Raw genomic sequence first — 26,211 nt, 5'->3', positions numbered from 1 at the left:
GTCCCGTGGCCTGGGGGCCGACGGCGGAGGTGCTGACGCCGGAAAACCTGCTGGTCGCGATGCGGATGTGCGAGGCTTTTGACGATAGTGCCACGGCTTGCGCCGAGGACGGACGCTCGCGGGCGGCGTGATCGCAGATGATCTATGACGCGCTGATCGGCCCRTTCACCGAATTCGAGTTCATGCGGCGCGCGCTCGCCGCCGTGATCGCGCTGTCGCTGGCGGGCGCACCGATCGGCGTGTTTCTGATGCTGCGGCGGATGAGCCTCGTCGGCGATGCCATGGCGCATGCGATCCTGCCCGGCGCTGCCGTCGGCTTCCTGCTCTCCGGCCTCAATTTGTTCGCGATGACCGCCGGCGGCCTGGTTGCAGGATTTGCCGTCGCGATCCTGGCCGGCGTGGTCGCGCGTTCGACCGGGCTGAAGGAGGACGCCTCGCTTGCGACCTTCTATCTGGCCTCGCTGGCGCTGGGCGTCACCATCGTCTCGATCAAGGGCACCAATATCGACCTCCTGCACGTGCTGTTCGGCAACATCCTCGCGATGGACGACCAGACGCTGCTGGTGGTGGCCTTCAACGCCACGGTGACGCTGCTGGTGCTCGCCGTGATCTATCGCCCGCTAGTGATCGAGAGCGTCGATCCCCTGTTCCTGCGCACCGTCAGCCGCGCCGGCGGTCCCGCGCATCTCGCCTTCCTCGCGCTCGTCGTGATCAACCTCGTCAACGGCTTTCAGGCGCTCGGCACGCTGCTCGCGGTGGGTCTGATGATCCTGCCGGCGGGCATTGCCCGGTTCTGGTCGCGCGATCTCACTGTCATGATCTGCATCGCGGTCGTCGCTGCCGCGGTCTCGGGCTATGCGGGCCTTGTGCTGTCGTTCCAGACCCGCGTGCCGTCGGGCCCTGCGATCATCCTCGTGGCGACCGTGCTGTATATTGTCTCCGTCCTGTTCGGCCGCGTCGGCGGCATCGTCCGGCAGATGTTTCCCGGCCGGCATCTGGAAGCGTGACGATGCGGCGTCTCCTGCTTTGTGTGCTCCTGCTGATCGCCTCGCCGCTGCATGCGGCCGAGCGGCTCAATGTCGTCGCGAGCTTCTCGATCCTCGGCGATTTCGTCCGGAACGTTGGCGGCGATCGGGTCGACGTCACGACGCTGGTCGGCCCCGACAGCGACGTCCACGTCTACACGCCCGCGCCAAGCGATGCGAAGCGGATTGCGGATGCAAAGCTCGTCATCGTCAACGGGCTCGGCCTCGAAGGCTGGCTGCCCCGTCTGGTGCAGTCCGCAGGAAGCAAGGCGCAGGTGGTCACCGTGAGTGCCGGCATCGCACCGCTGAAGCTCGGCTCGGCCGCGGATCCGCACGCCTGGCAGTCCGTCCCCAACGCCAGGATCTACGTGAGCGACATCGCCAATGCGCTGGCCGCGGCCGACCCTGACGACACCGAGTTCTTCCGCGCCCGGGCAAAGGCCTATCTGGACACGCTCGAAGCGCTCGACCGCGAGGTGCGGGAGGCCGTGGCGAAAATCCCGCCGGAGCGGCGCAAGGTGATCTCCACCCACGACGCCTTCGGCTATTTCGCCGCCGAATATGGTGTCCAGTTCGTGGCCCCCTTGGGGGTCTCCACGGAGACCGAGCCCAGCGCGCGGGACATCGCCGCCATCATCGGCCAGATCAAGGCCCAAAAGATCCCGGCCGTGTTCCTGGAAAACATCAGTGATGACCGCCTGATCCGGCGGATCGCGGCCGAGACCGGGGCCAAGGTCGGCGGGACCCTGATTTCGGACGGTTTGACCGGCGAAAAGGGGCTTGCACCCACTTACATTGATATGGTCAGGCACAATATAAAGGCCCTGACCAGCGCGCTTGACCACTAGGGCAGGGGGCCACCCCGCCGTGCGTCGCGCGGAAAAGCCCGACCCGGAGTTGCTATGTCTGAAGCGTCCCCAAAAATTCCCGTGACCGTGCTGACCGGCTATCTCGGCGCCGGCAAGACCACGCTGCTGAACCGCATCCTGTCGGAAAATCACGGCAAGAAATACGCCGTCATCGTCAACGAATTCGGCGAGATCGGCATCGACAACGACCTCATCATCGGCGCCGATGAGGAAGTGTTCGAGATGAACAACGGCTGCATCTGCTGCACCGTGCGCGGCGACCTCGTGCGCATCATGGACGGCCTGATGAAGCGCAAGGGCAAGTTCGACGCCATCATCGTCGAGACAACCGGCCTTGCCGATCCCGCGCCCGTGGCCCAGACCTTCTTCGTCGACGAGGACGTGCAGAAGAACGCGCGGCTCGATGCCGTCGTCACGGTTGCCGACGCCAAATGGCTGTCCGACCGGCTCAAGGACGCGCCCGAAGCCAAGAACCAGATCGCGTTCGCCGACGTGATCGTGCTGAACAAGACCGATCTCGTCACCAAGCCCGAGCTTGCCGAGGTCGAGGCCCGTATCCGCGCCATCAACCCCTATGCCAAGCTGCATCGCACCGAGCGCTGCTCGGTCGCCCTGGCGGATGTGCTCGACCGCGGCGCCTTCGACCTCGACCGCATCCTCGACATCGAGCCGGATTTCCTGGAGGCCGATGATCATGACCACGACCATGATCATCACCATCATGGCCATGACCATCACCACCATGATCACGGCCACGGCCTGAAGCACTATCACGACGAGGACATGCAATCGCTGTCGCTCAAGACCGACAAGCCGCTCGATCCGAACGTGTTCATGCCCTGGCTCCAGAACCTGGTGCAGGTCGAGGGCGGCAAGATCCTGCGCTCCAAGGGTATCCTCGCCTTCCACGACGATGATGACCGCTATGTCTTCCAGGGCGTCCACATGATGCTGGAGGGCAACCACCAGCGGAAGTGGAAGGACGGCGAGCCGCGCGAGAGCCGCCTCGTCTTCATCGGTCGCGAATTGCCGGAAAAGGCCATTCGCGAGGGTTTTGAGAGCTGCATCGTCTCGTGATGAAAGAGTTTACGCCGGCCCCCGATTCCGCCTCGATCGTCTCCGTCACCGATCGCGTCAAGCCTGTTACGCTCGGCATGGGCGTGACCTCGGTGTATTTCCTTGGGCCCCGCGCCACCTTCGTCGGCGGCGAGGAGAATGTCGCGTTCGTCGACGCCAAGGGCGAGATCACGACGGTCGCCGTGCATAGTAGCGGCATTCTGTCGACCGCCTCCGACGGCAAGCGCCTCATCATGGGCGGCGACGACGGCAAGGTCGTGTCGCTCGACGCCAAGGGTGAGGTGACGCTGCTCGCGACCGACCCCAAGCGGCGCTGGATCGACGCGGTGGCGCTGCATCCCGACGGGGCCTATGCCTGGTCGGCCGGCAAGACGGCCACCGTCAAGAGCGGCAAGACCGAGGAGAAGTCGCTCGAGGTGCCCTCGACCGTCGGCGGTCTCGCCTTCGCGCCGAAGGGCCTGCGGCTCGCGATCGCCCATTACAACGGCGCGACGCTGTGGTTTCCAAACATGGAAGGCTCAGCCGAATTCCTGCCCTGGGCCGGCTCGCATCTCGGCGTCACCTTCAGCCCCGACAACAAGTTCCTGGTCACCACGATGCACGAGGCGGCGCTGCACGGCTGGCGGCTCGCCGACAACAGGCACATGCGCATGACCGGCTATCCCGGCCGCGTCCGCTCGATGTCATGGAGCGCGGGCGGCAAAGGGTTGGCGACTTCGGGTGCCGACACAGTCATCATCTGGCCGTTCGGCAGCAAGGACGGCCCGATGGGCAAGGAGCCCGCGATGCTCGCGCCGCTGCAGGCGCGCGTGTCCGTGGTCGCCTGCCATCCGAAGAACGACATCCTCGCCGCCGGCTACAGCGATGGCACCGTGCTGATGGTGCGGCTCGAGGACGGCGCCGAGATCCTCGTTCGCCGCAATGGCACGCCTCCGGTCGCCGCGATTGCCTGGAACGCCAAGGGCACGCTGCTGGCCTTCGCCGACGAAAATGGGGACGGCGGTCTACTGGAGCTATGAGGCCGACTATCCACAGCCTCTCCCTGTTATGTTATTTTTGTTATCGTGTAACATAACCGACAAGCAGCCTCTGTAGGGTCGCAGATGTAGAGAGCACGGCGTGCAATTTCGAATTGCTGCCGCGCGATCGAATGTGCCTGGCGCCGGTTTGTCCGGGGCCAGTGTGCATTTCGAATCCTCGCATCAACACGCGCCACCGCAGGGAATTCAGATGCCCGTCATCCCCGATCTTCCGACCATCACCAGCATCACAGCGACCGATCCGACCCAGACCGACGCCGGAACGGTGCACTACACCGTCACGTTCTCGAAGCCTGTTCTTGGCGTCACGATTGATCAGTTCAGCCTTGCAACGAGTGGCAGCATCGGCGGCGCGGGCATCACCGACGTGACACCGGTCGCCGGCAGCAATCTTTCGAGCTATACGGTCACGGTGAATACCGGATTCGGCTCCGGCTCGGTGGCGCTCCAGTTCACGGGAAGCAACGTCCACGATACCAATGGTTACTATGTCGGACCGTACCAATCCGAATCGAAGCTGACCGTAAACAGCCCGACGTCCTTCGCGATCGGCGACGTCAACGTCAACCCGAGCTACGTCAGCGTGGCGCTGAACGACGGCACCGGTCACTTCTCCTCAGCCTCGAACACCTCGAGCCCAGGCCTATTGCCCTTGCTGGCGCTTGCCGATCTGAATGGCGACGGCAAGCTGGACATCGCACAGGTCACCCTCGACGGTACCGTGACTGTTCGTCTCGGCAACGGTAACGGCACGTTCGGGGCCAACACGAGCTATTCCGCCGGCAGCGGCGTCTATCAAACACCTAAAGTGATCGACGTGACCGGCGATGGCGTGCTCGACATCGTCGTCGGCAGCACGGTCCTGCCAGGAAATGGCAACGGTACGTTTGGGACTGCCATCACCACGAATCTCGGCGTCGGCTCCATCGCCTATGGCGACTTCAATAGAGACGGCAAGCTCGACCTCGTGACGAGGAATTCGACCAATCTGGCAATAGCGCTGAGCTTCGGCAATGGTGACGGCACGTTCCAGGCTCCGTCGTCCCCGGTCGGGACGGCGACATCTGTCCTCACCGGCGATTTCAACGGTGACGGCAAGCTCGACATGGCGGCCGTCAGCAGCGCCACAATCTCGATCCTGCTCGGCAACGGCGACGGCACTTTCACCTCGTCCGGGACGACTCTTCAGGCGGCGGGTACGATCGGATCCGGCGCGGTCGCCGACATCAACGGCGATGGCGTGGCTGATCTCGTGGTCGTCGGAACCAACAACACGCTCTCGACCTTCTTCGGTCACGGCGACGGCACGTTCGGGCAAGTGAGGATCTCGCCGCTCGACAAGACCGCCGGGCAGATCGGCGCCGGTGACCTGAACGGCGACGGCAAGGCCGACGTTCTGGTCGGATATCAATTCGGCACCAATCCTTTCACTCAAAGTTCGGGCACCGATATCCTGCTGACCGGTTCATCCAGCGAGACGGGACCGGCGTACACGATCGTACGGACGTCGCCGGCTCTGACCATCACCGACGGGGACGTCACCCTCGGCGCCGACGGCAACAATTACATCAACGCGGCGCATTTCCATGGTGGGGCGACGACGTTGGCCGGCACCGGCAATGCCGGCGACACCATCTCGGTCACCGACGCCATGACTCACGCAGTCGTCGGCACGGCCACGGTCGGCCAGAACGGCACGTGGAGCCTCGGCGTGTCCGGCCTGCAGGACGGCACCACTTACAGCTATGTCGCGGCTGCGACCGACTCCCACGGCAACAGCAGCGTCGGCCCGGCGTTCACCTTCACGGTCGATGCGACCGCATCGCTCGGGATCACGGGCATCAATTTGTCGGCCGACTCGTCGGTGTCAAACCCGAAGGTCACCCTGCAGGGGACGACCGACGTGCCGGCGCAGGTGACCGTCTCGATCGGAGGGACCGACGTGATCGTCTCCAGCGCGACCGGATCGTGGCAGTTCAATAGCCAGGTCGTGCCATACGGATTGACGACGATCGTGGCTAGATTCTCGGATGCCGCAGGCAATGTCGGCGCCTCGCCGACCTATACGCTCATCAGGGGCAACTATACGCTGGTCTCCAGCACGCAGCTCGCCAACGCGGTGGTTGTCGACAGTTTCTTCACCGTGGATTCCAACGCCGCGGAGACCGGCGCGATCGTTCTCTCTGGCGCGGGCGAAATCGTCCGCGGGACCTCGACCGGGGCAACGATATACAATGGTGGGAGCCAAGGGCTCGAATACGGCACGGCGACCGGGACCCTGGTGCAGGCTGGCGCCACTCAGCTCGTGAGCTTCCAGGGGACCGCCAAGGACACGGTGCTTTATGGCACGCAAACGGTCGGCAACACGGCGATCCACACCACGATCAAGTCGGGCGGACTCCAGAACATCTACGTCAACGGCAGCACCTACGGCACCGTCATCGAGGCTCTTGGCACCCAAAGCACGGCCGGCGCCGACCACGATGCGACTGTCTTCGGTACGCAATATGTGACGGGCAGCAGCGCGAATGCCACGATCGGCTCGGGTGGCAATCAATACGATTACGGCACAGCGACCGGCGCAATGGTCCAGAGCGGCGGCTCCCAACACGTCTATCAGGGCGGCAGTGCCAGCGGCACCACCGTTGCTGCGGGCGGCTATCAGGACGTCTACCAGGGGACGGCCACCAACACCGTGCTCGCCGGCAATCAGCAGGTGCTTGCCGGTGGCCAGGCTGCCGGCACCGTCATCAATGCCGGTGGCCGGCAATATGTCGGCTCCGGTGGCGCGACCACCAATACGACCATCGCGATCGGCGGCTTCCAGTATGTCGACGCCGGCGCCACCGACAGCGGTGCGACCATCGCTGGTGGCCGGCAGTACATCGTCGGGTCAACGACGAGCGCGACCGTTGGCGCAGGCGGCGTTCAGTACGACTACGGGACGTCTATCGCGGTTCTTGTCGAGAGCGGCGGCATCCAGCATGTCTATCAGGGCGGCAGTGCGGATGGCACGACCGTTGCGGCGGGCGGCTATCAGGACGTTTCCCAGGGGACAGTCACCAACACCGTGCTCGACGGTGAGCAGCAGGTGCTCACGGACGGCCATGCCACCGGCACCACCATCAATGCCGGCGGGCGGCAATATGTCGGTTCGGGCGGCGCAACCACCGCCACGACCATCGAGACCGGCGGCTTCCAGTATGTGGACTCCGGCGCCACCGACGGCAGTGTCGACGATCAGCGGCGGCTACCAGTTCGTGGCGGGCACGGTGACCGGCGCCACCGTCAGCGGCGGCGGCGAGCAGGATGTCGCCGCAACCGGCATGGCTGCGAATACGCATCTCGACGGCGGCAGCGAGCATGTCTACGCCGGCGGCCTGCTCCAGAACGTCGATTTCGGCGGCTCGAACGGCGCAGCGCTGGTGCTCGACGCGCCGACGGGCCTGTCTGGCGCGATCGCCAATTTCGGCGCTGACGACACCATCGACTTCCGCAACACGGTGATCAGCAGCGTCGATGTCGACAGCGCGAACAATCTGACGGTCACGACCGACGGCGGCCAGAGCTACTCCTGGGCGCTGCTGGCGCAATACTCGGCCTCGTCCTTCGCGCTCTCGGCGGACGGCAATGGCGGCACAGTGCTGAGCTATACGCCGCCCCAGCAGACGTTGCTCGCGGCCGCCCACTAAAGCGGAGAAAACAAGACGACCGGGCATAGGCTTCCACAGCCGGTGCCCGTTCAAATTGACCTCGTCGGCACTCTCGCATAGATCGTTTGCCAACCCGTGCGAGGGACCATGCGGTTTTTGACGACCTTCCAGATTGCTGACTTCGCGGACACGCTGGTCAGCCTGTTCACGGCCTTCGTGCTGGGCACGCTGATCGGCGCCGAGCGGCAGTACCGCCAGCGCACCGCGGGCCTGCGCACCAACGTGCTGGTCGCGGTCGGTGCCGCCGCCTTCGTCGATCTCGCCATGCACCTGACCGGCGCCGACGGCGCGGTCCGCGTGATCTCCTATGTCGTCTCAGGCATCGGCTTCCTCGGCGCCGGCGTCATCATGAAGCAGGGCATGGACGTGCGCGGGCTCAACACCGCGGCGACGCTGTGGGCTTCGGCCGCGGTCGGCTCCTGCGCCGGCGCCGACATGGTCGCACAGGCGGCCGCGCTGACCGTGTTCGTCATCGCCGGCAACACCATGCTGCGCCCACTGGTCAACGCCATCAACCGCATTCCGCTGAACGAGAAGACCTCGGAGGCGACCTACTATTTCAAGCTGGCCGTCGCGGCCGACGCCCTGCCCGACATGCGCGACCGGCTCGTCGACAAGCTGGAGGCCGCGAAATATCCGGTGGCCGATATCGACGTGGTTGAGACTGGGGATGACCTGATCGAGATTGTCGCAAAGCTGGTCGCGACCGCGGTCGATCCGAACGAGCTGAACGCGGTGGCGACCGATCTCCAGCACCTGCCGGGCGTGCGCCACGCCACCTGGGAGGTTAACACCTCAGACTGAGCGCGGCGTTTTGGCGTGCGAAGGCACGGTTCCCGCCTCGTCCGGCACGGAACCGCAGTCGGGCAAGTTCGTTGATCCCGCGGATAAAGGCGGTGATCGACATGCCCGGCCCAAATGGCAAGCGCAGACTGAAACGCGACCTGATGATCGCCTGCTCGCTGTTCGCAGCAGGCGTCGTGGTGTCAGGCCTCTCGCTGGCGCAGATCCGGGCCGAGAGCCGGACGCAGACGGCGCAGGCGACGCAACCGCTCCAAGGCACGCCATCCGGCGATCAGGACAAGACGCCCGCGGAAGCCAAGCCCGGCGGCGACCGGCCGACCACGCCGGCCCCCGAGCCCGCGCGCCCCGACCCGCAGACTCAGGACGCGGCGACCAAGCCGGCACTGCCGGCGGCGCCCGCGGAGAAGATCGCGCCGCCGATCAAGGAGAAGTAGCCCGGCGGCCGGCGTATTGTGACGCGCATTTGATCTCGCCTCGGCAACCGGCCCGTTCCATAATCTGTCGCGCCAACGACAGATGGGGCCTCCCATGAAGATCGAAGACGTCCGCCGCACCGCTTATTCGATGCCGCTCACCAACCCGGCATTCCCGCCGGGGCCATATCGCTTCTTCGACCGCGAATATTTCATCATCACCTACAGGACCGATCCCGAAGCCCTCGCCGCCATCGTGCCCGAGCCGCTCGAGGTAGCGGAGCCGGTGGTGAAATACGAATTCATTCGCATGCCCGACTCGACCGGATTCGGCGACTACACCGAAACCGGGCAGGTGATCCCGGTCCGCTTCAAGGGCGAGGAGGGCGGCTACACCCACGCGATGTATCTGGACGACGAGGCCCCGATCGCCGGCGGCCGCGAGCTGTGGGGCTTTCCGAAGAAGCTCGCTAGGCCCAAGATCGCGATCGAGAGCGACGTCCTGGTCGGTTCGCTGCATTACGGCTCGGTCCTCTGCGCCTCGGCCACGATGGGTTACAAGCACCGCAAGGTCGACCACGACATGGTGCTGAAATCGATGGCGGCGCCGAACTTCATCCTGAAGATCATCCCGCATGTCGACGGCAGCCCGCGGATCTGCGAGCTGGTGCGGTTTCATCTCGATGATGTCGTGCTGAAGGAAGCTTGGACCGGCCCTGCCGCGCTCGGCCTGTTTCCCCACGCACTCTGCGACGTCGCCCGCCTGCCGGTGCGCGAGGTGGTCTCGGCGCTGCATTTCAAAGCGGACCTGACGCTCGGGCTCGGCAGCGTGGCGTTCGATTACTTGGCGAAGTAACTTGGCCAAATGATAGGTCGCGAAACGAGATGCCCGGCGCGAGGCCGGGCATCATGATCGATCAGGCGTGGTGCGCGATCAACGCACCAGGACATTCCGGAACTGCCAGGGATCGCTCGTGTCGATGTCTTCCGGGAACAGTCCCGGACGATCCGTCAGCGGCGTCCAGTCGGTGTAGAAACCCTTCACCGGGCCGAGATACGGCAGCTGGATCTCCAGCAGACGATCGAAATCCATCTCGTCGGCTTCGACGATGCCTTCGTTCGGGTTCTCCAGCGCCCACACCATGCCGCCGAGCACGGCGGAGGTCACCTGCAGGCCGGTGGCGTTCTGATAGGGCGCGAGTTGGCGGGTCTCTTCGATGGAGAGCTGCGAGCCGTACCAGTAGGCATTGTTGTCGTGGCCGAACAGCAGCACGCCGAGCTCGTCGATGCCGTCGACGATTTCGTTCTCATCGAGGATGTGGTGCTTTTCCTGCATCTTCGCGGCACGCCCGAACATTTCGTGCAGCGACAGCACGGCATCGTCGGCCGGATGGTAGGCGTAGTGGCAGGTCGGCCGGTAGACCGCCGTGCCCGATGCGTCACGCACCGTGAAGTAATCGGAGATCGAGATCGACTCGTTGTGGGTGACGAGGAAGCCGTACTGCGCGCCGCGGGTCGGGCACCAGGTGCGCACGCGCGTGTTGGCGCCGGGCTGCATCAGATAGATGGCTGCGCCGCAGCCGGCTTCGTGGGTCCGCGCATTCTCGGGCATCCATTTCTCGTGGGTGCCCCAGCCGAGTTCGGACGGCTGCACGCCTTCCGACAGGAAACCTTCCACCGACCAGGTGTTGACGAAGACGTCAGGCTCTTTCGGCGACTTGGAGCGCTGGGTGTCGCGTTCGGCGATGTGGATGCCCTTGATGCCGGCCTGCCGCATCAAATCGGCCCACTCGGCCTTGGTCTTCGGCTTGGGGGCATTGAGCTTCAGATCCGCGGCGACATTGAGCAGCGCCTGCTTGACGAAAAAGGAGACCATGCCGGGATTGGCGCCACAGCAGGAAACGGCCGTCGTCGAGCCCGCCGGGCGCGCCTTCTTGGCGGCCAGCGTCGCTTCGCGAAGGGCGTAGTTGGAGCGCGCTTCCGGACCCTTCGAGGAATCGAAATAGAAACCGAGCCAGGGCTCGTTGACGGTATCGATGTAGAGCGCGCCGAGCTCGTTGCAGAGCTCCATGATGTCGGTGGAGCCGGTATCGACCGAGAGATTGACGCAAAAACCCTGGCCGCCGCCTTCGGTGAGCAGCGGGGTCAGCAACTCCCGGTAATTGTCCCGGGTCACGGCCTTCTGGATGAAGCGGACGTTCTGCTTCTCGCAATGCGCCTTGCGGCCCTCGTCCTTGGGATCGATCACGGTGACGCGCGACTTGTCGTAGTCGAGATGCCGCTCGATCATCGGCAGCGTGCCTTTGCCGATGGAGCCGAAGCCGACCATGACGATGGGACCAGTGATCTTCGCGTAGATCTGCGAGGGGTGGCTCATGGGATGGTTTCTCCGGAACGTGCTGGCAGACAAAGGGTGGGGGGTGGATCAGGCGCTGCGGCGCTTGGCGGTGACTTCGATCTCGACCTTCATCTCGGGCTTGGCGAGCGCGCTGACGACAAGCAGTGTCGCAGCCGGCCTGATGTCGCCGAGAACCTCGCCGCAGACGGCGAAGTGGGCATCGATGTAGCTGGCGTCGGTGACGTAGTAGGTCGCACGGACGATATCGGCCATCTCGAATCCGCCCTCCTTCAGGGCGGCTTCGATGGTCTTGAAGCAGTTGCGTGACTGGCTCGTGACATCGGCCGGCATCGTCATCGTCGTGTAGTCATAGCCGGTGGTTCCGGCGACAAAGGCGAACTCGCCGTCGATCACGGCGCGGCTGTAGCCGACGGTCTTCTCGAGGGGAGAGCCGGTGGAGATCAGGCGACGGGACATGGTCGTGGGCCTCGACTGAAGGGGGTGTTTGGCGGGTTAAAGGGCGTTTCTCAGGCCCGCGCAACCCCAAAGGAATGGGCACGCGCGGGCGTCGCCGCGGAATGCGGCTTAAGTCGTCGCCATCATGGCAATCCCTTAGGCCGCGTGCGCCTGGAGGGCGCGAACTACCCTCCGTTTGGGCAGGGCCGCGCCGGTCGGGACGATCATCCCCTCAACGCCATCCAGCGCACCGGCCTGGAATTCGATCGCCAGCAGGCGATCGCGCTCGAACGGGCCGGGCAGCATCAATGCGCCGGTCTTCTCGGGCGAGAAGCCGAAGCGGGCGTAATAGGGGGCATCGCCGAGCAGGATCACGGCGGCATGCCCCCGTGCCCGGGCGGYGGCCAGCGCTTGTTGCATCAGCGCGGCGCCGATCCCGAGCTCGCGGAAGGCAGGGTCCACCGCCAGCGGTCCGAGGACCAAAGCGGGCCTGCCTCCGGCGCTGACGTGCCACAGCCGCACGGTTCCCACGAGTGTCCCCTCGCGCACAGCCGACAGGGCAAGGCCTGCGGCAGGTGCACGTCCGTCGCGCAGGCGCTGGCAGGTGCGGTCATGGCGGTTCTCGCCAAAGCAGGCATCCAGCAGCGCTTCACGGGCGGCGACGTCGGCAGCACGTTCCGCACGGATCGCGAACGGAGCGGCTTTCGAAGTGAGGGCGACTTGTGGCTTCCGAAAAGCAGTCATGGCGCGTCAGTCCCCGCTTGGACCCGCGTGCGAGAAGCACGCCGGCTCAAGACGTCGTCAGAATGGCAATGTCAGGAAGGGAGCGGGCGGACCGGCTCCCGGGTTCGTCAGGCCTCAAAACGAGAGGCGGATCAGATGCGGCAAATCAGATGTGGTACGTCTTCAGCGGCGGGATGCCGTTGAACGCCACCGCCGAGTAGGTCGACGTATAGGCCCCGGTGCCTTCGATCAGCAGCTTGTCGCCGATCTCGAGCGTGACGGGGAGCGGATACGGGCTCTTCTCGTACAGCACGTCGGCGCTGTCGCAGGTCGGGCCTGCGAGCACGCACGGCGTCATGTCCGCACCGTCATGCGGGGTGCGGATGGCGTAACGGATCGACTCGTCCATGGTCTCGGCGAGACCGCCGAACTTGCCGATGTCGAGATAGACCCAGCGTACCTCGTCATCGTCGCTCTTCTTCGAGATGAGCACGACTTCGGATTCGATGATGCCGGCATTGCCCACCATGCCACGACCCGGCTCGATGATGGTCTCCGGAATCTGGTTGCCGAAGTGCTTGCGCAGCGCGCGGAAGATCGAGCGGCCGTAGGTGACCACCGGCGGCACGTCCTTCAGGTACTTGGTCGGGAAGCCGCCGCCCATGTTGACCATGGAGAGGTTGATGCCGCGCTCGGCGCAGTCGCGGAACACCTGCGAGGCCATCGCCAGCGCACGGTCCCACGCCTTCACCTTGCGCTGCTGCGAGCCGACATGGAAGGAGATGCCGCACGGCTCCAGGCCCAGGCGCTTGGCAACGTCGAGCACGTCGACAGCCATTTCCGGGTCGCAGCCGAACTTGCGCGACAGCGGCCATTCGGCGCCGGCGCAGTCATAGAGGATGCGGCAGAACACCTTCGCGCCGGGAGCGGCACGGGCGACCTTCTCGACCTCAGGAACGCAGTCGACCGCGAACAGCCGGATGCCGAGCGCGAAGGCGCGCGCGATGTCGCGCTCCTTCTTGATCGTGTTGCCGAAGGAGATGCGGTCGGGCGTCGCACCCGCGGCCAGCGCCATTTCGATCTCGGCGACCGTCGCGGTGTCGAAGCAGGAGCCCATGGACGCCAGCAGCGAGAGCACTTCCGGCGCCGGGTTCGCCTTGACGGCATAGAACACGCGGCTGTCGGGCAGCGCCTTGGCAAAGGTCTGGTAGTTGTCGCGCACGACCTCGAGGTCGACCACGAGGCAAGGCTCGGTGTCCCGGCCCTCGCTGCGGCGGTTGCGCAGGAATTCCTGAATACGTTCGGTCATAGCACTCTCCCAAACGGCCCAGCGACGGGGATCCGTTCAAAAAATGTCGTCGGATAAGAGCGCYCCGGCCAGATCACGCGATGGAGGCGTGACGAGCCAAAGACTCACATCAGACTGTGCTGCCGTGGATTGGTTGGGAATTTCCCGCCCGCACACCTGGCAATGAAGGACAAGCCTTTTCAGTAGCCCGCGCCGGCGTTGGACTGCCGGTAGAGACCAAAAAAGCCCGATCCGTCGTTGCTTTAAGTCGCGTCCCCCGTTGAGAGCGGGGTGCGCCGGTTCGCCTCCGGCTGCCAGTCACGGTTGCAAAAAGTGAAGTCACCTTCGACTAGGCATCTCTTTGAGAGAGATGCTGGACGCTCCGGGTTTGCTTCCTCGTCCGACCTTTCGGTCTCGCGACTTCCGCACTTCCGAAGAGCCCCTCGGCTTCTTCACCCCTTGGCGGCTGTCCGGCCTCTTGTCCGGATACCTACCGACTGACACACGACCACAGGCACGTGCGAAATTGGGCAAGAGCGCACATAAGCGTTTTGACTCAGCTTCGCAAGAATTTTTTTAGGCTGAGGACAGAATTGCCTAACATCTGCTTGCGCAGTGTTGCGCGARCGACGCGGAAGATGAACGCGCGTTAAGTTTTCTCAGCCGTGCGCGCGTCTTGCGCGCGCGAGGAAGCGTCAGCGGCGCTTCGTGAACGGCTCGACGCGCTGAGCCGCGCGGATGAACGCGGTCATCACGAGCACGCCGAGCGCGAACAGCACAGCCTGGAGGATGTGCGTGCCCTGATCGCCGAGCCCGAACAGGATCGCGAGCGCCCAGCCGCCGGCGAACGCGGCGCCGAATACTTCGGCGCCGATCAGTATGGCCGCGCTGACGACAGTGATGACGCTTGGCCAGACGATCTGACGGGAAGAGGAGGCAGGCGCGTTCATGAGCTCTGGGGTCCGTGGCTTCGAGGGCCGCAATCTCCCCGAAAAGGCGGCCGGGAGCAAGGGCAAATGGCCCAAAAAAGCCCCATCGCGTGCTATAGCTGACCCCAACAATCGAGCCACAAAAACCGGGACTTGCGATGTCAGACCCCCGCCAAACCACGGACCCCGAGACCAACCCGCTGCTGAAGGCCTGGGTGACGCCGTTTGCGACCCCGCCCTTCGACGAGCTCAAGCCCGAGCACTTTCTGCCGGCCTTCGAGCAGGCCTTCGCCGATCACTCCGCGGAGATCGCGGCGATCACCAACGATCCGGCGGCCGCCGACTTCGCCAACACCATCACGGCGCTGGAGCGCTCCGGCAAGCTCCTCACCAAGGTCGCGGCGGTCTTCTACGACCTCGTCTCGGCGCATTCCAACCCGGCCATCCTGGAGATCGACAAGGAGGTCTCCTTGCGGATGGCGCGGCACTGGAATCCGATCATGATGAACGCCGTGCTGTTTGGTCGCATCGCCCATCTGCACGAGAACCGCGCCGCTCTTGGTCTTTCGCCCGAGCAGCTCCGGCTGCTGGAGCGCACCTACACCCGGTTCCACCGTTCCGGTGCCGGCCTCTCCGAAGAGGCGAAGGCGCGGATGGCGGAGATCAACGAGAAGCTCGCCCAACTCGGCACCGGCTTCAGCCACCACCTGCTTGGCGACGAGCAGGAGTGGTTCATGGAGTTGGGGGAGGCCGACCGCGAGGGCCTGCCGGAGAGCTTCGTCGCAGCCGCCAAGGCTGCGGCGGAAGAGCGCGGCATGGACGGCAAGGCCATCGTCACGCTGTCGCGCTCCTCGACCGAGCCGTTCCTGAAGAGCTCGGCCCGCCGCGACCTGCGCGAGAAGGTCTACAAGGCCTTCACGGCGCGCGGCGACAACGGCAATGCCAACGACAACAACGGCACCATCGTCGAGATCCTGCAACTGCGCGAGGAGAGCGCCAAGCTTCTGGGCTATCCGACCTTCGCCGCCTACCGGCTCGAGGATTCCATGGCCAAGACGCCGGATGCGGTGCGCGGCCTGCTGGAGCGGGTCTGGAAGCCGGCGCGTGCGCGTGCGCTCTCCGACCGCGACGAGATGCAGGCGCTGATCACGGAAGAGGGCGGCAATTTCAAGCTCGCGCCCTGGGACTGGCGCTTCTATGCCGAAAAACTCCGCCTCCAGCGCGCCAATTTCGACGACGCCGCGATCAAGCCGTATCTTACGCTCGATCACATGATCGCCGCCGCCTTCGACTGCGCCACCCGCCTGTTCGGCATCACCTTCGAGGAGCGCAAGGACGTGCCGGCCTGGCACCCGGATGTAAGGGTCTGGGAGGTAAAGGGGCCGGACGGCAAGCACAAGGCGCTGTTCTACGGCGACTACTATGCCCGGCCGTCGAAGCGCTCCGGCGCCTGGATGACCTCGCTGCGCGACCAGCAGAAGCTCGACGGCGAGATCGCGCCGCTCGTCATCAATGTCTGCAACTTCGCCAAGGGCGCGAACGGCGAGCCCTCGCTGCTGTCGCCCGACGATGCCCGGACCCTGTTCCATGAGTTCGGCCACGGCCTGCACGGCATGCTCTCCAATGTGACCTATCCGTCACTCTCGGGCACCGCGGTGTTCACCGACTTCGTCGAGCTGCCGTCCCAGCTCTACGAGCACTGGCAGGAGCGGCCCGAGGTGCTGCAGCAGTTCGCCCGCCACTACCAGACCGGCGAGCCGCTGCCGGACGATCTGCTCCAGCGCTTCCTCGCCGCACGAAAGTTCAACCAGGGCTTTGCCACGGTCGAGTTCGTCTCCTCGGCGCTGGTCGATCTCGAATTCCACACCCAGCCGGCTTCCGCCGCGCAGGATGTCCGCGCCTTCGAGAAGAAGGAGCTGGAGAAGATCGGCATGCCCGAGGAGATCTCGCTGCGCCACCGCCCCACCCAGTTCGGCCACATCTTCTCCGGCGACCATTATGCCTCCGGTTACTACAGCTACATGTGGTCGGAGGTGATGGACGCCGACGCCTTCGGCGCCTTCGAGGAGGCCGGCGACATCTTCGATCCTGCAGTGGCAAAGCGCCTGCACGACGACATCTACTCCTCGGGTGGATCGGTCGATCCCGAGGCCGCCTATGAAGCCTTCCGCGGCCGCCCGCCGGAGCCCGACGCGCTGCTCCGCCGGCGCGGCCTGCTCGATGGCGCAAAGGCAGCCTGATGGGCATGCGTGCCCTGTTCGGCCTGTTGCTCGCCGCTGCGATGACGTTCGCAGCCGGCGCGGCGCGGGCGCATCCGCATGTCTGGATCACCGCGACCAGCGAGCTGCTCTACGCCGCCGACGGCTCGATCACCGGCGTCCGCCACGCCTGGACCTTTGATGACATGTTCTCGGCCTATGCCCTGCAGGGGCTCGAGAGCAAGACCAAGGGCGCCTATACGCGCGAGGAGCTCGGGCCGCTGGCGCAGACCAATGTCGAGTCGCTGAAGGAATACGCCTACTTCACCTTCGCGCGAGGCGACGGCAAGAAGGAGCGTTTTAACGAGCCGGTCGACTACTTCCTCGACTACAAGGATACCGTGCTGACCCTGCACTTCACGCTGCCGCTGAAGAACCCGGTCAAGCCCAAGCAGCTGGTGCTCGAAGTGTTCGACCGCTCCTATTTCATCGACTTCCAGATGGCCAAGGACAATCCGGTCAAGCTGGTCGGCGCGCCCGCCGGCTGCCAGATGAAGCTCGATCKGCCCAGCGACGGCTCCGCCGCCGCGCAGAAGCTCAACGAGCAGACCTTCCTGAACGGTGAGAACTCGAATTTCGGCATGATGTTCGCCAACAAGATCACGGTGGATTGCCCTTGAAGCCGCAACTCTCCCCGTTCGCACGCGGGCTGCTTGCCTGCGCTGCGGCTGTCGTCGTGCTGGGTGTGGCGGACGCCGCGCTTCACGATCTCCTCGCGCAAAATCCGTTCGGTGCACCACGCCCGGCGCAGGCCGCGGAGCCCGAGGCCAGCGGCGTCATTGGCTGGCTGTTGGCAAAGCAGTCGGAGTTCTATCGCCAGATGTCGGCGACCATCCGCGCCGCCAAGTCCGACGGCTCGGCGGTGTGGACGCTGCTCTTCATCTCCTTTGCCTATGGCATCTTCCACGCTGCCGGCCCCGGCCACGGCAAGGCGGTGATCGCCTCCTATCTCGTCGCCAACCGCGAGACCGCGCGGCGCGGCATCGCGCTGTCGTTTGCCTCGGCGCTGATGCAGTCGCTGGTGGCGATCCTGATCGTCGGCATCTCGGCCTGGGTGCTGAACGCGACCGCCAAGACCATGTGCAAGGCGGAGGGCGCAATCGAGATCGCGAGCTATGGCCTGATCGCGCTGTTCGGCCTGCGGCTGGTCTGGGTCAAGGGCCGCACCTTCATCCGCGCGCTGCAGGCGGTCCAGCCGGTGCCGGCGATCGCCGGCGTGCCGCACGACCATCATGATCACGGCCATCACCATGATGCCCATGACCATCATGACCACGATCACGGTCATGATCACCATCATCACGACCATGGTCACGCCCACGCCCATCACCACCATGCGCATGACCACGTCCATGACGAGCATTGCGGCCATTCCCACGGTCCGACGCCGAGCGAGCTCGCCGGCCCCGGCGGCTGGCGGCGCGGGTTCGCTGCGATCCTGACCGTCGGCATTCGGCCCTGCTCGGGTGCGATCCTGGTACTGGTGTTCGCGCTCGCGCAGGGCCTGTTCTGGGCCGGCATCGCCGCGACCTTGCTGATGGGGCTCGGCACCGCCATTACGGTCGCGGCCATCGCCGTCGTCGCCGTCTCCGCCAAGGACATCGCCGCCCGCCTCAGCGCCGGGCGCGACGGCGGCGGCGCGCTGTTCATGCGCGGCATCGAATTCGGCGCCGCCGGCCTCGTACTGCTGTTCGGCGCGGGCCTGCTGTTCGGCTACATCGCCGCCGAACGGACGACGTGTTTTTAAGGTTGCTCTTTCCCTCCCCCCTTGTGGGGGAGGGTGGCTCGCCGCGTAGCGGCGAGACGGGTGAGGGGTATCTCTCCGCGAGCAAACCTCTCACGATTGAATCGTGCGGAGAGATACCCCTCATCCGTCGCGCTATGCGCGCCACCTTCTCCCACAAGGGGAGAAGGAAGAAAGATCACACCGGCAAAAACCGCTTCAGCGCCGGCATGAAGAAGATCCCGAGATTGATCGCAAAACCGATGCTCCAGAGGATGGAGCGCAGCGTCGGGCGGTTGCCGAGATAGGTCAGCACGTAGGCGATCCGCACGATCAGGAAGAGCACGGCGAGCTCGTCGATCAGCCGCTGCGGCGAATCCCGGAATTCGGCAAGCAGCACCGCGAAGGCGAAGAACGGAAAGGTCTCGATGCCGTTCTGGTGGGCACCAAGCGCGCGCTGCGCCAGCGCATCCTCGAAGAAGGCGGGGTCGCGCGGCCGGGAATTGTCGAAGATGCGAAACCGCGTCCATTTGATCGAGACGATCGTCGCCAGATAAAGCAGCAGCGCTCCCAATACGCAGAATTCCGCGAGTGTCATCAGCCCCTCCCCGCTTGGGCGCGACCCTAGCGAAATCGACCTCATCTTGACAAGTTCGGAGCAACGCGCGACGCAACTGATCATGACGACAATTGCCCCCATCGCAGCGCAAAAGCCCGCCGTCCGGTCCGGCCTGCGGCGCGTCGGCGTGCTCCTGGTCAATCTCGGCACGCCCGATACGGCCGATGCGCCCGGCGTGCGGGTCTATCTCAAGGAATTCCTCTCGGACGCCCGCGTCATCGAGGACCAGGGGCTGGTCTGGCAGTTCGTGCTCAACGGCATCATCCTGCGCAGCCGTCCCCGCACCAAGGCGCTGGACTATCAGAAGATCTGGAACAATGAGCGGAACGAGTCGCCGCTGAAGACCATCACGCGCTCGCAAGCCGACAAGCTTGCGGCCGCACTGTCTGACAGCGACCACGTCGTCGTGGACTGGGCGATGCGCTACGGCAATCCCTCGATCAAGTCGGGCATCGATGCGCTGATCGCGAAGGGGTGCGACCGCATCCTCGCCGTGCCGCTCTATCCGCAATATTCCGCCTCGACCTCGGCGACGGTCTGCGACGAAGTGTTCCGCGTGCTCGCCCGCTTGCGGAACCAGCCGACGCTGCGGGTGACGCCGCCTTATTACGAGGACGAGGCCTATATCGAGGCGCTCGCGATCTCGATCGAGACGCATCTGGCGACGCTGCCGTTCACGCCGGGGCTGATCGTGGCATCCTTCCACGGCATGCCGAAATCCTATGTCGACAAGGGCGATCCCTATCAGTCCCACTGCGTCGCCACGACGGATGCGCTGCGCCGCCGGCTCGGCATGGACGAGACGAAACTGCTGCTGACCTTCCAGTCGCGCTTCGGCAATGACGAGTGGCTCCAGCCCTACACCGACAAGACCATGGAGCGCCTGGCCAAGGAAGGCGTGCGCCGCATCGCGGTGGTGACGCCGGGCTTCGCCGCCGACTGCCTGGAGACGCTGGAGGAGATYGCGCAGGAGAATGCCGAGATCTTCAAGCATAGTGGCGGCGAGCAGTTTTCCGCGATCCCCTGCCTCAACGACAGCGATCCCGGCATGGACGTGATCCGCACCCTGGTGCTGCGCGAGCTTCAGGGCTGGATCTGATGGCGTGTCCCATGAACCGCCGCCAGACTTTGGCGCTTCTTGGGACGATTGCCGCGCTGCCGGCCTCGGTGCTGGCGCAGCAGCCGAACGCGACGCGGCGGCTCGGCGTGCTCTCGGTCACGGCCGCCGATGACGCGATCGGGCAGGCCCGCAGCACGATCCTGGTCGAGACGCTCGCCGCCCATGGCTGGAAGGAGCACGACAACCTCAGGATCGATTGGCGCAGCGGCGCCGGCGATCGGGCACGCATCGCGCGCCTCGCCGACGAACTCGTGGCGCTCAAGCCGGACATCCTGCTCGCGGTCGGCACGCCCTCGGTCGAGGAGCTACGCCAGCGCACCACGGCGATTCCGATCGTGTTCGCCGTCGTCACCGATCCCGTCAGCCAGGGCTTTGTCAAAAACCTCGCTCATCCCGGCGGCAACATCACCGGCTTCACCGATTACGACGGCCCGCTCGCCGGCAAATGGCTGGAGATGCTGACGCAGGTCACGCCAAAAGTGTCCCGCGTCTTCGTCGTCTACAATCCAGCCACCGCGCCGTTCGCGCCCCTGATGCTGCGCACGATCGAGGAAGCCGCGCGGACACTTCACGTGACGGTCGAGGCGGCGCCGGTCCATGACTCCGGCTCGATCGCCGCGCTGGCTTCGCGGAAGGACGGCGGCCTGCTGGTGCTGCCTGACTTCTTCACCATGGCCAATCGCGCCCAGCTCCTGGCTGCAATCGGTGAAGCCCGCGTGCCGGCGGTGTTCTGGAGCCGCACCTTCGTCGACGAGGGCGGGCTGATGTCCTACAGCACCGACAGCGCCGAGCAGCTTCGCCGCGCCGCCAACTACATCGATCGCATCCTGAAGGGCGCGCAGGCAGCCGACCTGCCGGTCCAGAACCCCACCAAATTCGAGCTCGCGATCAACCTGAAGACGGCGAGGGCGCTGGGGCTGACCATGTCGCCCTCGCTGCTTGCGCTCGCCAACACCGTGGTTGAATAGGGGCGCCGGTGCTACCTTCGACTGGTGATTCCGGAATTCCTGGGGCAGAATGACGGTGGGGATGTTGCCGCGAGCGATGCGGCTCGAACGGGGCGGGCGCGATTACATGCGGGGATTGTTGCTTTTGGCTGTCGTGGCCTGCGGACTCGCTGGCTGCAACACGACCGGGGACGTTGCGTCGACCATGTATCCGGAAGCGGTGCGGGCCGGCGGTGCCGTCAAGAGCGATACGGCGATTGTCCTGGTCGCAAACGGCGGCAGCGAGACGATCAACTATCTTCAGTTCGTTCACAACGGTTTTCCCGCGATCAATGCGCGAGGGATCAGCCTTGCTCCGGACGGCTTTGTTGCGATTCCGGTCGCGGTCGGAACGACGGGGCTCGAGCTGCAAAACTATACGACGACGGGGCGCCCGGGCACCTATCTCCCGAATGGCGCGTCGATGGGATTCGTGCCGGTGCATACGCCCAAGATCGATCTTCCCGCCCCCGGACTGTATTACGTTGCGACCGTCTTTCCGAGGCAGCAACGCAGCTTCGAGACAAGGCCGACGGYCGTCCAACTGGCGAAGCTGCGCAAGGAGCGGCCCGAGCTCGCCGCGCTGAAGCCGGTGAATTTTACATGGTCCAACTAGGACACCGGCCGTTGCTAGGTTGCCTCCGTGCCCTTTCAAGGGTTTTCTCACAATACTTATCGGCGATCGTTCCGCCTCCGTACTTCTTGTGGAAATGTTGCCCCGCGCCGACGTAAATGGTGACCGCTGAACCGGTAAGGTCGCGTTCCCGACCAATGACAGCGCGGGAAGGGGCTTTCCCGCCTCGGAGGAAATATGAGCGGTTTCGATGTTTTCGCGATTGTTCTGGTTTTGCTCGTCATCGTCACGCTGGTTGCCGGCGTGAAGACGGTGCCGCAGGGCTATGACTGGACCATCGAGCGGTTCGGCAAATACACCCAGACGCTGAGCCCCGGGCTCAATCTGATCGTGCCCTATTTCGATCGCGTCGGACGCAAGATCAACATGATGGAGCAGGTGATCGACATTCCCGAGCAGGAGGTCATCACCAAGGACAACGCCACCGTGACGGTGGACGGCGTCGCCTTCTACCAGGTGTTCGATGCCGCCAAGGCGAGCTACGAGGTCTCCAACCTGACCCAGGCCATCACGGTCCTGACCATGACCAACATCCGTTCGGTGATGGGAGCGATGGATCTCGACCAGGTGCTGTCGCATCGCGACGAGATCAACGAGCGCCTGCTCCGCGTCGTCGACGCCGCGGTCTCGCCCTGGGGCCTCAAGGTCAACCGCATCGAGATCAAGGACATCGTGCCGCCCGCCGATCTCGTCGAAGCCATGGGCCGGCAGATGAAGGCCGAGCGCGTCAAGCGCGCCGACATTCTGGCCGCCGAAGGCCAGCGCCAGTCCGAGATCCTGCGCGCCGAGGGCGCCAAGCAGGGGCAGATCCTCCAGGCCGAGGGCCGCAAGGAAGCCGCATTCCGCGACGCCGAGGCCCGCGAACGTTCCGCGGAGGCCGAGGCCAAGGCGACGCAGATGGTCAGTGAGGCCATCTCCAAGGGAGACGTCGCCGCGCTGAACTATTTCATCGCCGACAAGTATATCAAGGCGTTCGGGCAACTGGCCGACTCGCCGAACCAGAAGGTCATCATGCTTCCGGTCGAGGCGATGAGCATGCTGGGCTCGCTCGCCGGCATCGGCGAGATCGCCAAGGCAACGTTCGGCGAAAGCGCGGCGTCCGCGGCCGCTGCCGCCCGCCGCGGCGGCTCGGTGCCGACGACCGGCCCCACGCCGCCGGCGGTACCGCCGCGATAGGGGTAATCAAAGCGCATGCGCTTCCGATGAGGGCATGCGGCAATTTAAAGCGCATGCCCCGGAAAAGTGGGGACCGGTTTTCCGATCAGGGCATACGCCAGCATAAAGAGGTCGTGTCATGACCGACATGTTCGTATCGCTCGGCACCTGGAACTGGCTGATCTTCGGCTTCATCCTGATGGCGCTGGAGGTGCTGGCGCCGGGCGTATTCCTGTTCTGGCTCGGCCTCGCCGCGTTGCTGGTCGGCCTGATCTCCTTTGCTGTCGCCGTGTCGTGGCAGATCCAGCTCGTGATGTTCGCAATCTTCGCGGCCGCCGCCGTACCGGTGTGGCGCCGGCTCGCGCGGCCGAAGCTGGACGCAAGCACCAGCCCCTTCCTGAACAAGCGCAGCGAGGCATTGCTCGGCCGCGAGTTCACGCTGGAGAAGCCGATCATCGACGGCAACGGCACCGTACGCCTCGGCGACACGGTGTGGCGCGTGGCCGGGCCGGATACGCCGGCCGGGACGCGGGTGAAGGTGGTGCAGGTCGACGGTGCGAATTTGACGGTGGCCGCGGCGTAGTTTGTTTCCCTCCCCCCTTGTGGGGGAGGGTGGCTCGCCGCAGAGCGGCGAGACGGGTGAGGGGTATCTCTCCGCGAGTGAATCTCTTGCTTCTGAATTCGCGGAAGCAACCCCTCATCCGGCGCTTCGCGCCACCTTCTCCCACAGGGGGAGAAGGAAGATTGGAGCGCGCGGCTGCGTCCAGATTCTACCTCTTCCACCTCTCCGCAAACCGGTGCAGCGGCATGAACGTCTCGCACAGCTCCCGCCCCAGTGCCGTCAACCCGTAACCGCCACCGTCGCCCAGCTCCACGAACCCTGCGTCGCGCAGCTCCGTCAGCCGCGCCTGCAGCACCGTCGGCGAGGCCTCGTCGCAGGCGGTGCGCAATGCGCGGGAGGTGAGGGCTTGGTCGCGCAATTCCCACAGGATCCGCAGGCTCCAGCGTCGGCCGAGCAGGTCGAGCAGCGCCATGATCGGCCGGCCGGTGCGCGAGCCGCGGACGTTGCGGCTCCCTGATGCTGCCTGTTTCGCCATCCCGGCCCTCTTGCGCGGTGCTACAAATAATGTAGCGTGTTGCTACGATAATTGTAGCAACGGAGACAGCTGATGTCCCAGGCCACGCCGCGGATCGCGCCGCTCGTCCCGCCTTATCCCCCGGAGATCCAGGCGCAATTCGACCGCATCATGCGCGGAGCCCCGCCGCTGGCGCTGTTCCGGGTGATGGCGGGCCACGCCCGCGCCTGGGACAAGTTCCGCGCCGGCGGGCTGCTCGATCCCGGTCCGCTGTCATTGCGCCAGCGCGAGATCGTGATCGACCGCACCTGCGCGCTGACCGGATGCGAATATGAATGGGGCGTGCATGTCGCGATCTTCGCCGGGCCGGCGCGGCTCAGCGAGGAGGAGGTGCACGCGACCGCGCGGGGCGATGTGACGTCACCGTGCTGGTCACCGGCGGAGCAGGCGCTGATCGCGGCCGTCGACGCGCTGCATCACCGCGCGACGTTGGACGACGCCGAATTCGCCGCGCTGTCGGCGCATTGCGAAGAGGCCCAGATCCTGGAGATCATGCTGCTGTGCGGCTTCTACCGCACGGTGTCGTACCTGGCGAACGGGCTGAAGCTGCCGCTGGAGGAGAAGGCTGCGCGGTTTCCCGCGGTCTAACCGCCGTCATTGCGAGGGCAGCAGTGCCGCTCTTAGTTCCTCATCCTGAGGAGCGCGGAACGCGCGTCTCGAAGGATGCAGGCCCGGCCGGTGGCCTCGCCCTTCGAGACGCGCGCCGTTGGCGCGCTCCTCAGGGTGAGGGTCGAGAAACAGCGTGCTTACGCCACGCCCGCCCGCAGCAGATCGTGCAGGTGCACGATGCCCACCACCTTGTCCGCCTCGGTCACCATCAGCGTCGTGATCTTGCTTGTGTTCAGCACCTCGATCATCTCGGTGGCGAGCATCGAGGGCGGCACGGTCTTCGGCTGCCTGGTCATGATGTCGTCGACGGACGCCGTCAGCAGATCCGGCCGCATGTGGCGTCGCAGATCGCCGTCGGTGATGATGCCCGCGATTCCGCCGGCATCATCGACGATGCAGACGCACCCCAGCCCCTTGGCCGACATCTCCATCACCGCGTCCGACATCTTGGTGCCTTCAGGTTTCACCGGGATCTCCGCGCCCGTGCGCATGTAGTCGCGGACGAATTTCAGCATCGCGCCGAGCTTGCCGCCCGGGTGGAAATGCGCGAACTCCAGCGCGGTGAAGCCGCGGCCTTCGAGCAGCGCGATCGCGATGGCATCGCCGATCGCGACCTGCATCATCGTCGAGGTGGTCGGCGCCAGATTGTGCGGGCAGGCCTCGCGCGCCTTCGGCAGCTCGATGACGATGTCGGCGGCCTGGCCCAGCGAGGACGCCGCGTTCGACGTCACCGCGATCATCGGGATCGCGAAGCGCGCCGAATAGTTCACGAGGGTCTTCATCTCCGGCTGCTCGCCGGACCAGGACAGCGCCATGATGACGTCGTCGGTGGTGATCATGCCGAGGTCGCCATGGGCGGCTTCCGCGGTGTGGACGAAGAAGGCCGGCGTGCCGGTCGAGGCCAGCGTCGCCGCGATCTTGCGCGCCATGTGGCCGGACTTGCCGAGGCCGGTGACGATGACGCGGCCCTTGGCGTTGCGGATCAGGTCGACCGCCTTGGCGAAGGTCGCGCCCAKCGGACCACGCAGGGCGGCGGCGAGCGCGTTGATGCCGTTGCTCTCCGTCTCCAGCGTKCGGAGCGCGGATTCGACGCTGTCGGGAGTAGGGCCGGATGATGGGGTCATCAGCGGTTTCGAGCTCGACATGTTCAGGTCCAGGGAGGAGGGGCGCTCGCCCGTTGGCGCCTGCTTAGCATGGCCAGACCGGCGAGGCGACGAGAGTGCCAGGGCCCGAAACGGGTCATTAACCATAATTGTTTTAACTCCATTAACGATGGTTCCCGCCCGCTGGCGGAGG

The 26,211-nt window shown here is 65.2% G+C and carries 26 protein-coding genes and 1 pseudogene; 19 read left to right on the top strand and 8 right to left on the bottom strand.

Going from position 1 to position 26,211, the window contains the following annotated elements:
• The 10 genes and pseudogenes from AC1DW2_RS38080 to AC1DW2_RS38035 form a co-directional block, all read left to right on the top strand.
• A pseudogene (locus AC1DW2_RS38080) lies at positions 1-131 on the top strand (ABC transporter); the annotation flags it as partial.
• A gap of 6 nt (positions 132-137) precedes the next feature.
• On the top strand, positions 138-1,007 hold the full coding sequence (locus AC1DW2_RS38075; protein WP_063985726.1) for a metal ABC transporter permease: 870 nt from the start codon (positions 138-140) through the stop codon (positions 1,005-1,007).
• A 2-nt stretch (positions 1,008-1,009) separates the two neighbouring features.
• Positions 1,010-1,873 carry a metal ABC transporter substrate-binding protein gene (locus tag AC1DW2_RS38070; RefSeq protein WP_477008563.1) on the top strand — a complete coding sequence of 288 codons (864 nt, stop codon included), beginning with the start codon at positions 1,010-1,012 and terminating at the stop codon, positions 1,871-1,873.
• Between the two features lie 54 nt (positions 1,874-1,927).
• Positions 1,928-2,971, top strand: coding sequence for a CobW family GTP-binding protein (locus AC1DW2_RS38065; protein WP_354176638.1), 1,044 nt, complete (start codon positions 1,928-1,930; stop codon positions 2,969-2,971).
• Positions 2,971-3,990, top strand: coding sequence for a WD40 repeat domain-containing protein (locus tag AC1DW2_RS38060; protein ID WP_477008565.1), 1,020 nt, complete (start codon positions 2,971-2,973; stop codon positions 3,988-3,990). The genes AC1DW2_RS38065 and AC1DW2_RS38060 overlap by 1 nt, the downstream gene beginning before the upstream one ends.
• Before the next feature lie 211 nt (positions 3,991-4,201).
• Positions 4,202-7,489 carry a beta strand repeat-containing protein gene (locus AC1DW2_RS38055; protein ID WP_477008562.1) on the top strand — a complete coding sequence of 1,096 codons (3,288 nt, stop codon included), beginning with the start codon at positions 4,202-4,204 and terminating at the stop codon, positions 7,487-7,489.
• Positions 7,437-7,703: a hypothetical protein gene (locus tag AC1DW2_RS38050; RefSeq protein ID WP_477008561.1), complete on the top strand. Its 267-nt coding sequence runs from the start codon at positions 7,437-7,439 to the stop codon at positions 7,701-7,703. Before AC1DW2_RS38055 ends, AC1DW2_RS38050 begins: the two co-directional genes overlap by 53 nt.
• A 108-nt stretch (positions 7,704-7,811) precedes the next feature.
• Positions 7,812-8,528, top strand: a complete 717-nt coding sequence (locus AC1DW2_RS38045) for an MgtC/SapB family protein (RefSeq protein WP_063985720.1) — start codon at positions 7,812-7,814, stop codon at positions 8,526-8,528.
• A gap of 101 nt (positions 8,529-8,629) precedes the next feature.
• On the top strand, positions 8,630-8,962 hold the full coding sequence (locus AC1DW2_RS38040) for a hypothetical protein (protein ID WP_477008560.1): 333 nt from the start codon (positions 8,630-8,632) through the stop codon (positions 8,960-8,962).
• Between the two features lie 94 nt (positions 8,963-9,056).
• Positions 9,057-9,797 (top strand): acetoacetate decarboxylase, encoded by a 741-nt coding sequence (locus tag AC1DW2_RS38035; RefSeq protein WP_354114560.1) that lies wholly within the window; start codon positions 9,057-9,059, stop codon positions 9,795-9,797.
• Positions 9,798-9,875: 78 nt separating this feature from the next.
• Here AC1DW2_RS38035 and AC1DW2_RS38030 read toward each other — a convergent pair whose 3' ends face one another.
• From AC1DW2_RS38030 to AC1DW2_RS38010, 5 genes are all read right to left on the bottom strand, one after another.
• Positions 9,876-11,318 (bottom strand): homospermidine synthase, encoded by a 1,443-nt coding sequence (locus AC1DW2_RS38030; protein WP_477008559.1) that lies wholly within the window; start codon positions 11,316-11,318, stop codon positions 9,876-9,878.
• A gap of 48 nt (positions 11,319-11,366) precedes the next feature.
• Positions 11,367-11,756 carry a RidA family protein gene (locus tag AC1DW2_RS38025; RefSeq protein ID WP_085398473.1) on the bottom strand — a complete coding sequence of 130 codons (390 nt, stop codon included), beginning with the start codon at positions 11,754-11,756 and terminating at the stop codon, positions 11,367-11,369.
• 135 nt (positions 11,757-11,891) lie between these two features.
• Positions 11,892-12,479: a GNAT family N-acetyltransferase gene (locus AC1DW2_RS38020; RefSeq protein ID WP_477008558.1), complete on the bottom strand. Its 588-nt coding sequence runs from the start codon at positions 12,477-12,479 to the stop codon at positions 11,892-11,894.
• Between the two features lie 145 nt (positions 12,480-12,624).
• The gene (locus AC1DW2_RS38015; RefSeq protein ID WP_166082870.1) at positions 12,625-13,767 is read right to left on the bottom strand and encodes a type III PLP-dependent enzyme; all 1,143 of its coding nucleotides are present in this window, start codon (positions 13,765-13,767) and stop codon (positions 12,625-12,627) included.
• A gap of 674 nt (positions 13,768-14,441) precedes the next feature.
• Positions 14,442-14,696 carry a hypothetical protein gene (locus tag AC1DW2_RS38010; RefSeq protein WP_041954176.1) on the bottom strand — a complete coding sequence of 85 codons (255 nt, stop codon included), beginning with the start codon at positions 14,694-14,696 and terminating at the stop codon, positions 14,442-14,444.
• Positions 14,697-14,833: 137 nt separating this feature from the next.
• Between AC1DW2_RS38010 and AC1DW2_RS38005 the strand changes: the two genes are divergently transcribed.
• The 3 genes from AC1DW2_RS38005 to AC1DW2_RS37995 are packed head-to-tail and all read left to right on the top strand — an operon-like array spanning position 14,834 to position 18,680.
• Entirely contained in the window at positions 14,834-16,915 is a 2,082-nt protein-coding gene (locus AC1DW2_RS38005; RefSeq protein ID WP_477008557.1) for a M3 family metallopeptidase, read from the top strand.
• Complete coding sequence (locus AC1DW2_RS38000) at positions 16,915-17,553, top strand: DUF1007 family protein (protein WP_477008556.1); 639 nt, start codon at positions 16,915-16,917, stop codon at positions 17,551-17,553. The genes AC1DW2_RS38005 and AC1DW2_RS38000 overlap by 1 nt, the downstream gene beginning before the upstream one ends.
• Positions 17,550-18,680: a nickel/cobalt transporter gene (locus AC1DW2_RS37995; protein ID WP_175618013.1), complete on the top strand. Its 1,131-nt coding sequence runs from the start codon at positions 17,550-17,552 to the stop codon at positions 18,678-18,680. The genes AC1DW2_RS38000 and AC1DW2_RS37995 overlap by 4 nt, the downstream gene beginning before the upstream one ends.
• A gap of 175 nt (positions 18,681-18,855) precedes the next feature.
• On the opposite strand, the gene AC1DW2_RS37990 is transcribed toward AC1DW2_RS37995, so the two are convergent.
• Positions 18,856-19,254: an MAPEG family protein gene (locus AC1DW2_RS37990; protein ID WP_063985710.1), complete on the bottom strand. Its 399-nt coding sequence runs from the start codon at positions 19,252-19,254 to the stop codon at positions 18,856-18,858.
• An 82-nt stretch (positions 19,255-19,336) separates the two neighbouring features.
• On the opposite strand from AC1DW2_RS37990, the gene hemH reads away from it, so the two are divergent.
• From hemH to AC1DW2_RS37965, 5 genes are all read left to right on the top strand, one after another.
• Positions 19,337-20,374, top strand: coding sequence for a ferrochelatase (gene hemH / locus AC1DW2_RS37985; RefSeq protein ID WP_166082951.1), 1,038 nt, complete (start codon positions 19,337-19,339; stop codon positions 20,372-20,374).
• An 11-nt stretch (positions 20,375-20,385) separates the two neighbouring features.
• Positions 20,386-21,363, top strand: a complete 978-nt coding sequence (locus AC1DW2_RS37980) for an ABC transporter substrate-binding protein (RefSeq protein WP_166082967.1) — start codon at positions 20,386-20,388, stop codon at positions 21,361-21,363.
• 76 nt (positions 21,364-21,439) lie between these two features.
• A complete protein-coding gene (locus tag AC1DW2_RS37975; protein ID WP_477008555.1) occupies positions 21,440-21,997 on the top strand; it encodes a hypothetical protein in 558 nt (185 codons plus the stop codon).
• 195 nt (positions 21,998-22,192) lie between these two features.
• A complete protein-coding gene (locus AC1DW2_RS37970; protein ID WP_477008554.1) occupies positions 22,193-23,191 on the top strand; it encodes an SPFH domain-containing protein in 999 nt (332 codons plus the stop codon).
• Positions 23,192-23,309: 118 nt separating this feature from the next.
• Positions 23,310-23,753, top strand: a complete 444-nt coding sequence (locus AC1DW2_RS37965) for an NfeD family protein (protein WP_028148102.1) — start codon at positions 23,310-23,312, stop codon at positions 23,751-23,753.
• A gap of 187 nt (positions 23,754-23,940) precedes the next feature.
• Here the strand turns inward: AC1DW2_RS37965 and AC1DW2_RS37960 are convergent, their stop codons facing one another.
• On the bottom strand, positions 23,941-24,267 hold the full coding sequence (locus AC1DW2_RS37960) for a winged helix-turn-helix transcriptional regulator (RefSeq protein ID WP_085398396.1): 327 nt from the start codon (positions 24,265-24,267) through the stop codon (positions 23,941-23,943).
• Between the two features lie 72 nt (positions 24,268-24,339).
• On the opposite strand from AC1DW2_RS37960, the gene AC1DW2_RS37955 reads away from it, so the two are divergent.
• Positions 24,340-24,894 (top strand): carboxymuconolactone decarboxylase family protein, encoded by a 555-nt coding sequence (locus AC1DW2_RS37955; RefSeq protein ID WP_477008553.1) that lies wholly within the window; start codon positions 24,340-24,342, stop codon positions 24,892-24,894.
• A 158-nt stretch (positions 24,895-25,052) separates the two neighbouring features.
• Here AC1DW2_RS37955 and AC1DW2_RS37950 read toward each other — a convergent pair whose 3' ends face one another.
• A complete protein-coding gene (locus tag AC1DW2_RS37950; RefSeq protein WP_477008552.1) occupies positions 25,053-26,060 on the bottom strand; it encodes a KpsF/GutQ family sugar-phosphate isomerase in 1,008 nt (335 codons plus the stop codon).
• Between the last annotated feature and the right edge of the window lie 151 nt (positions 26,061-26,211).

This window comes from Bradyrhizobium sp. P3_C3, assembly GCF_056402655.1.
The sequence above is the reverse complement of the archived record's forward strand: the minus strand, read 5'-3'. Positions and strand labels throughout refer to the sequence as shown.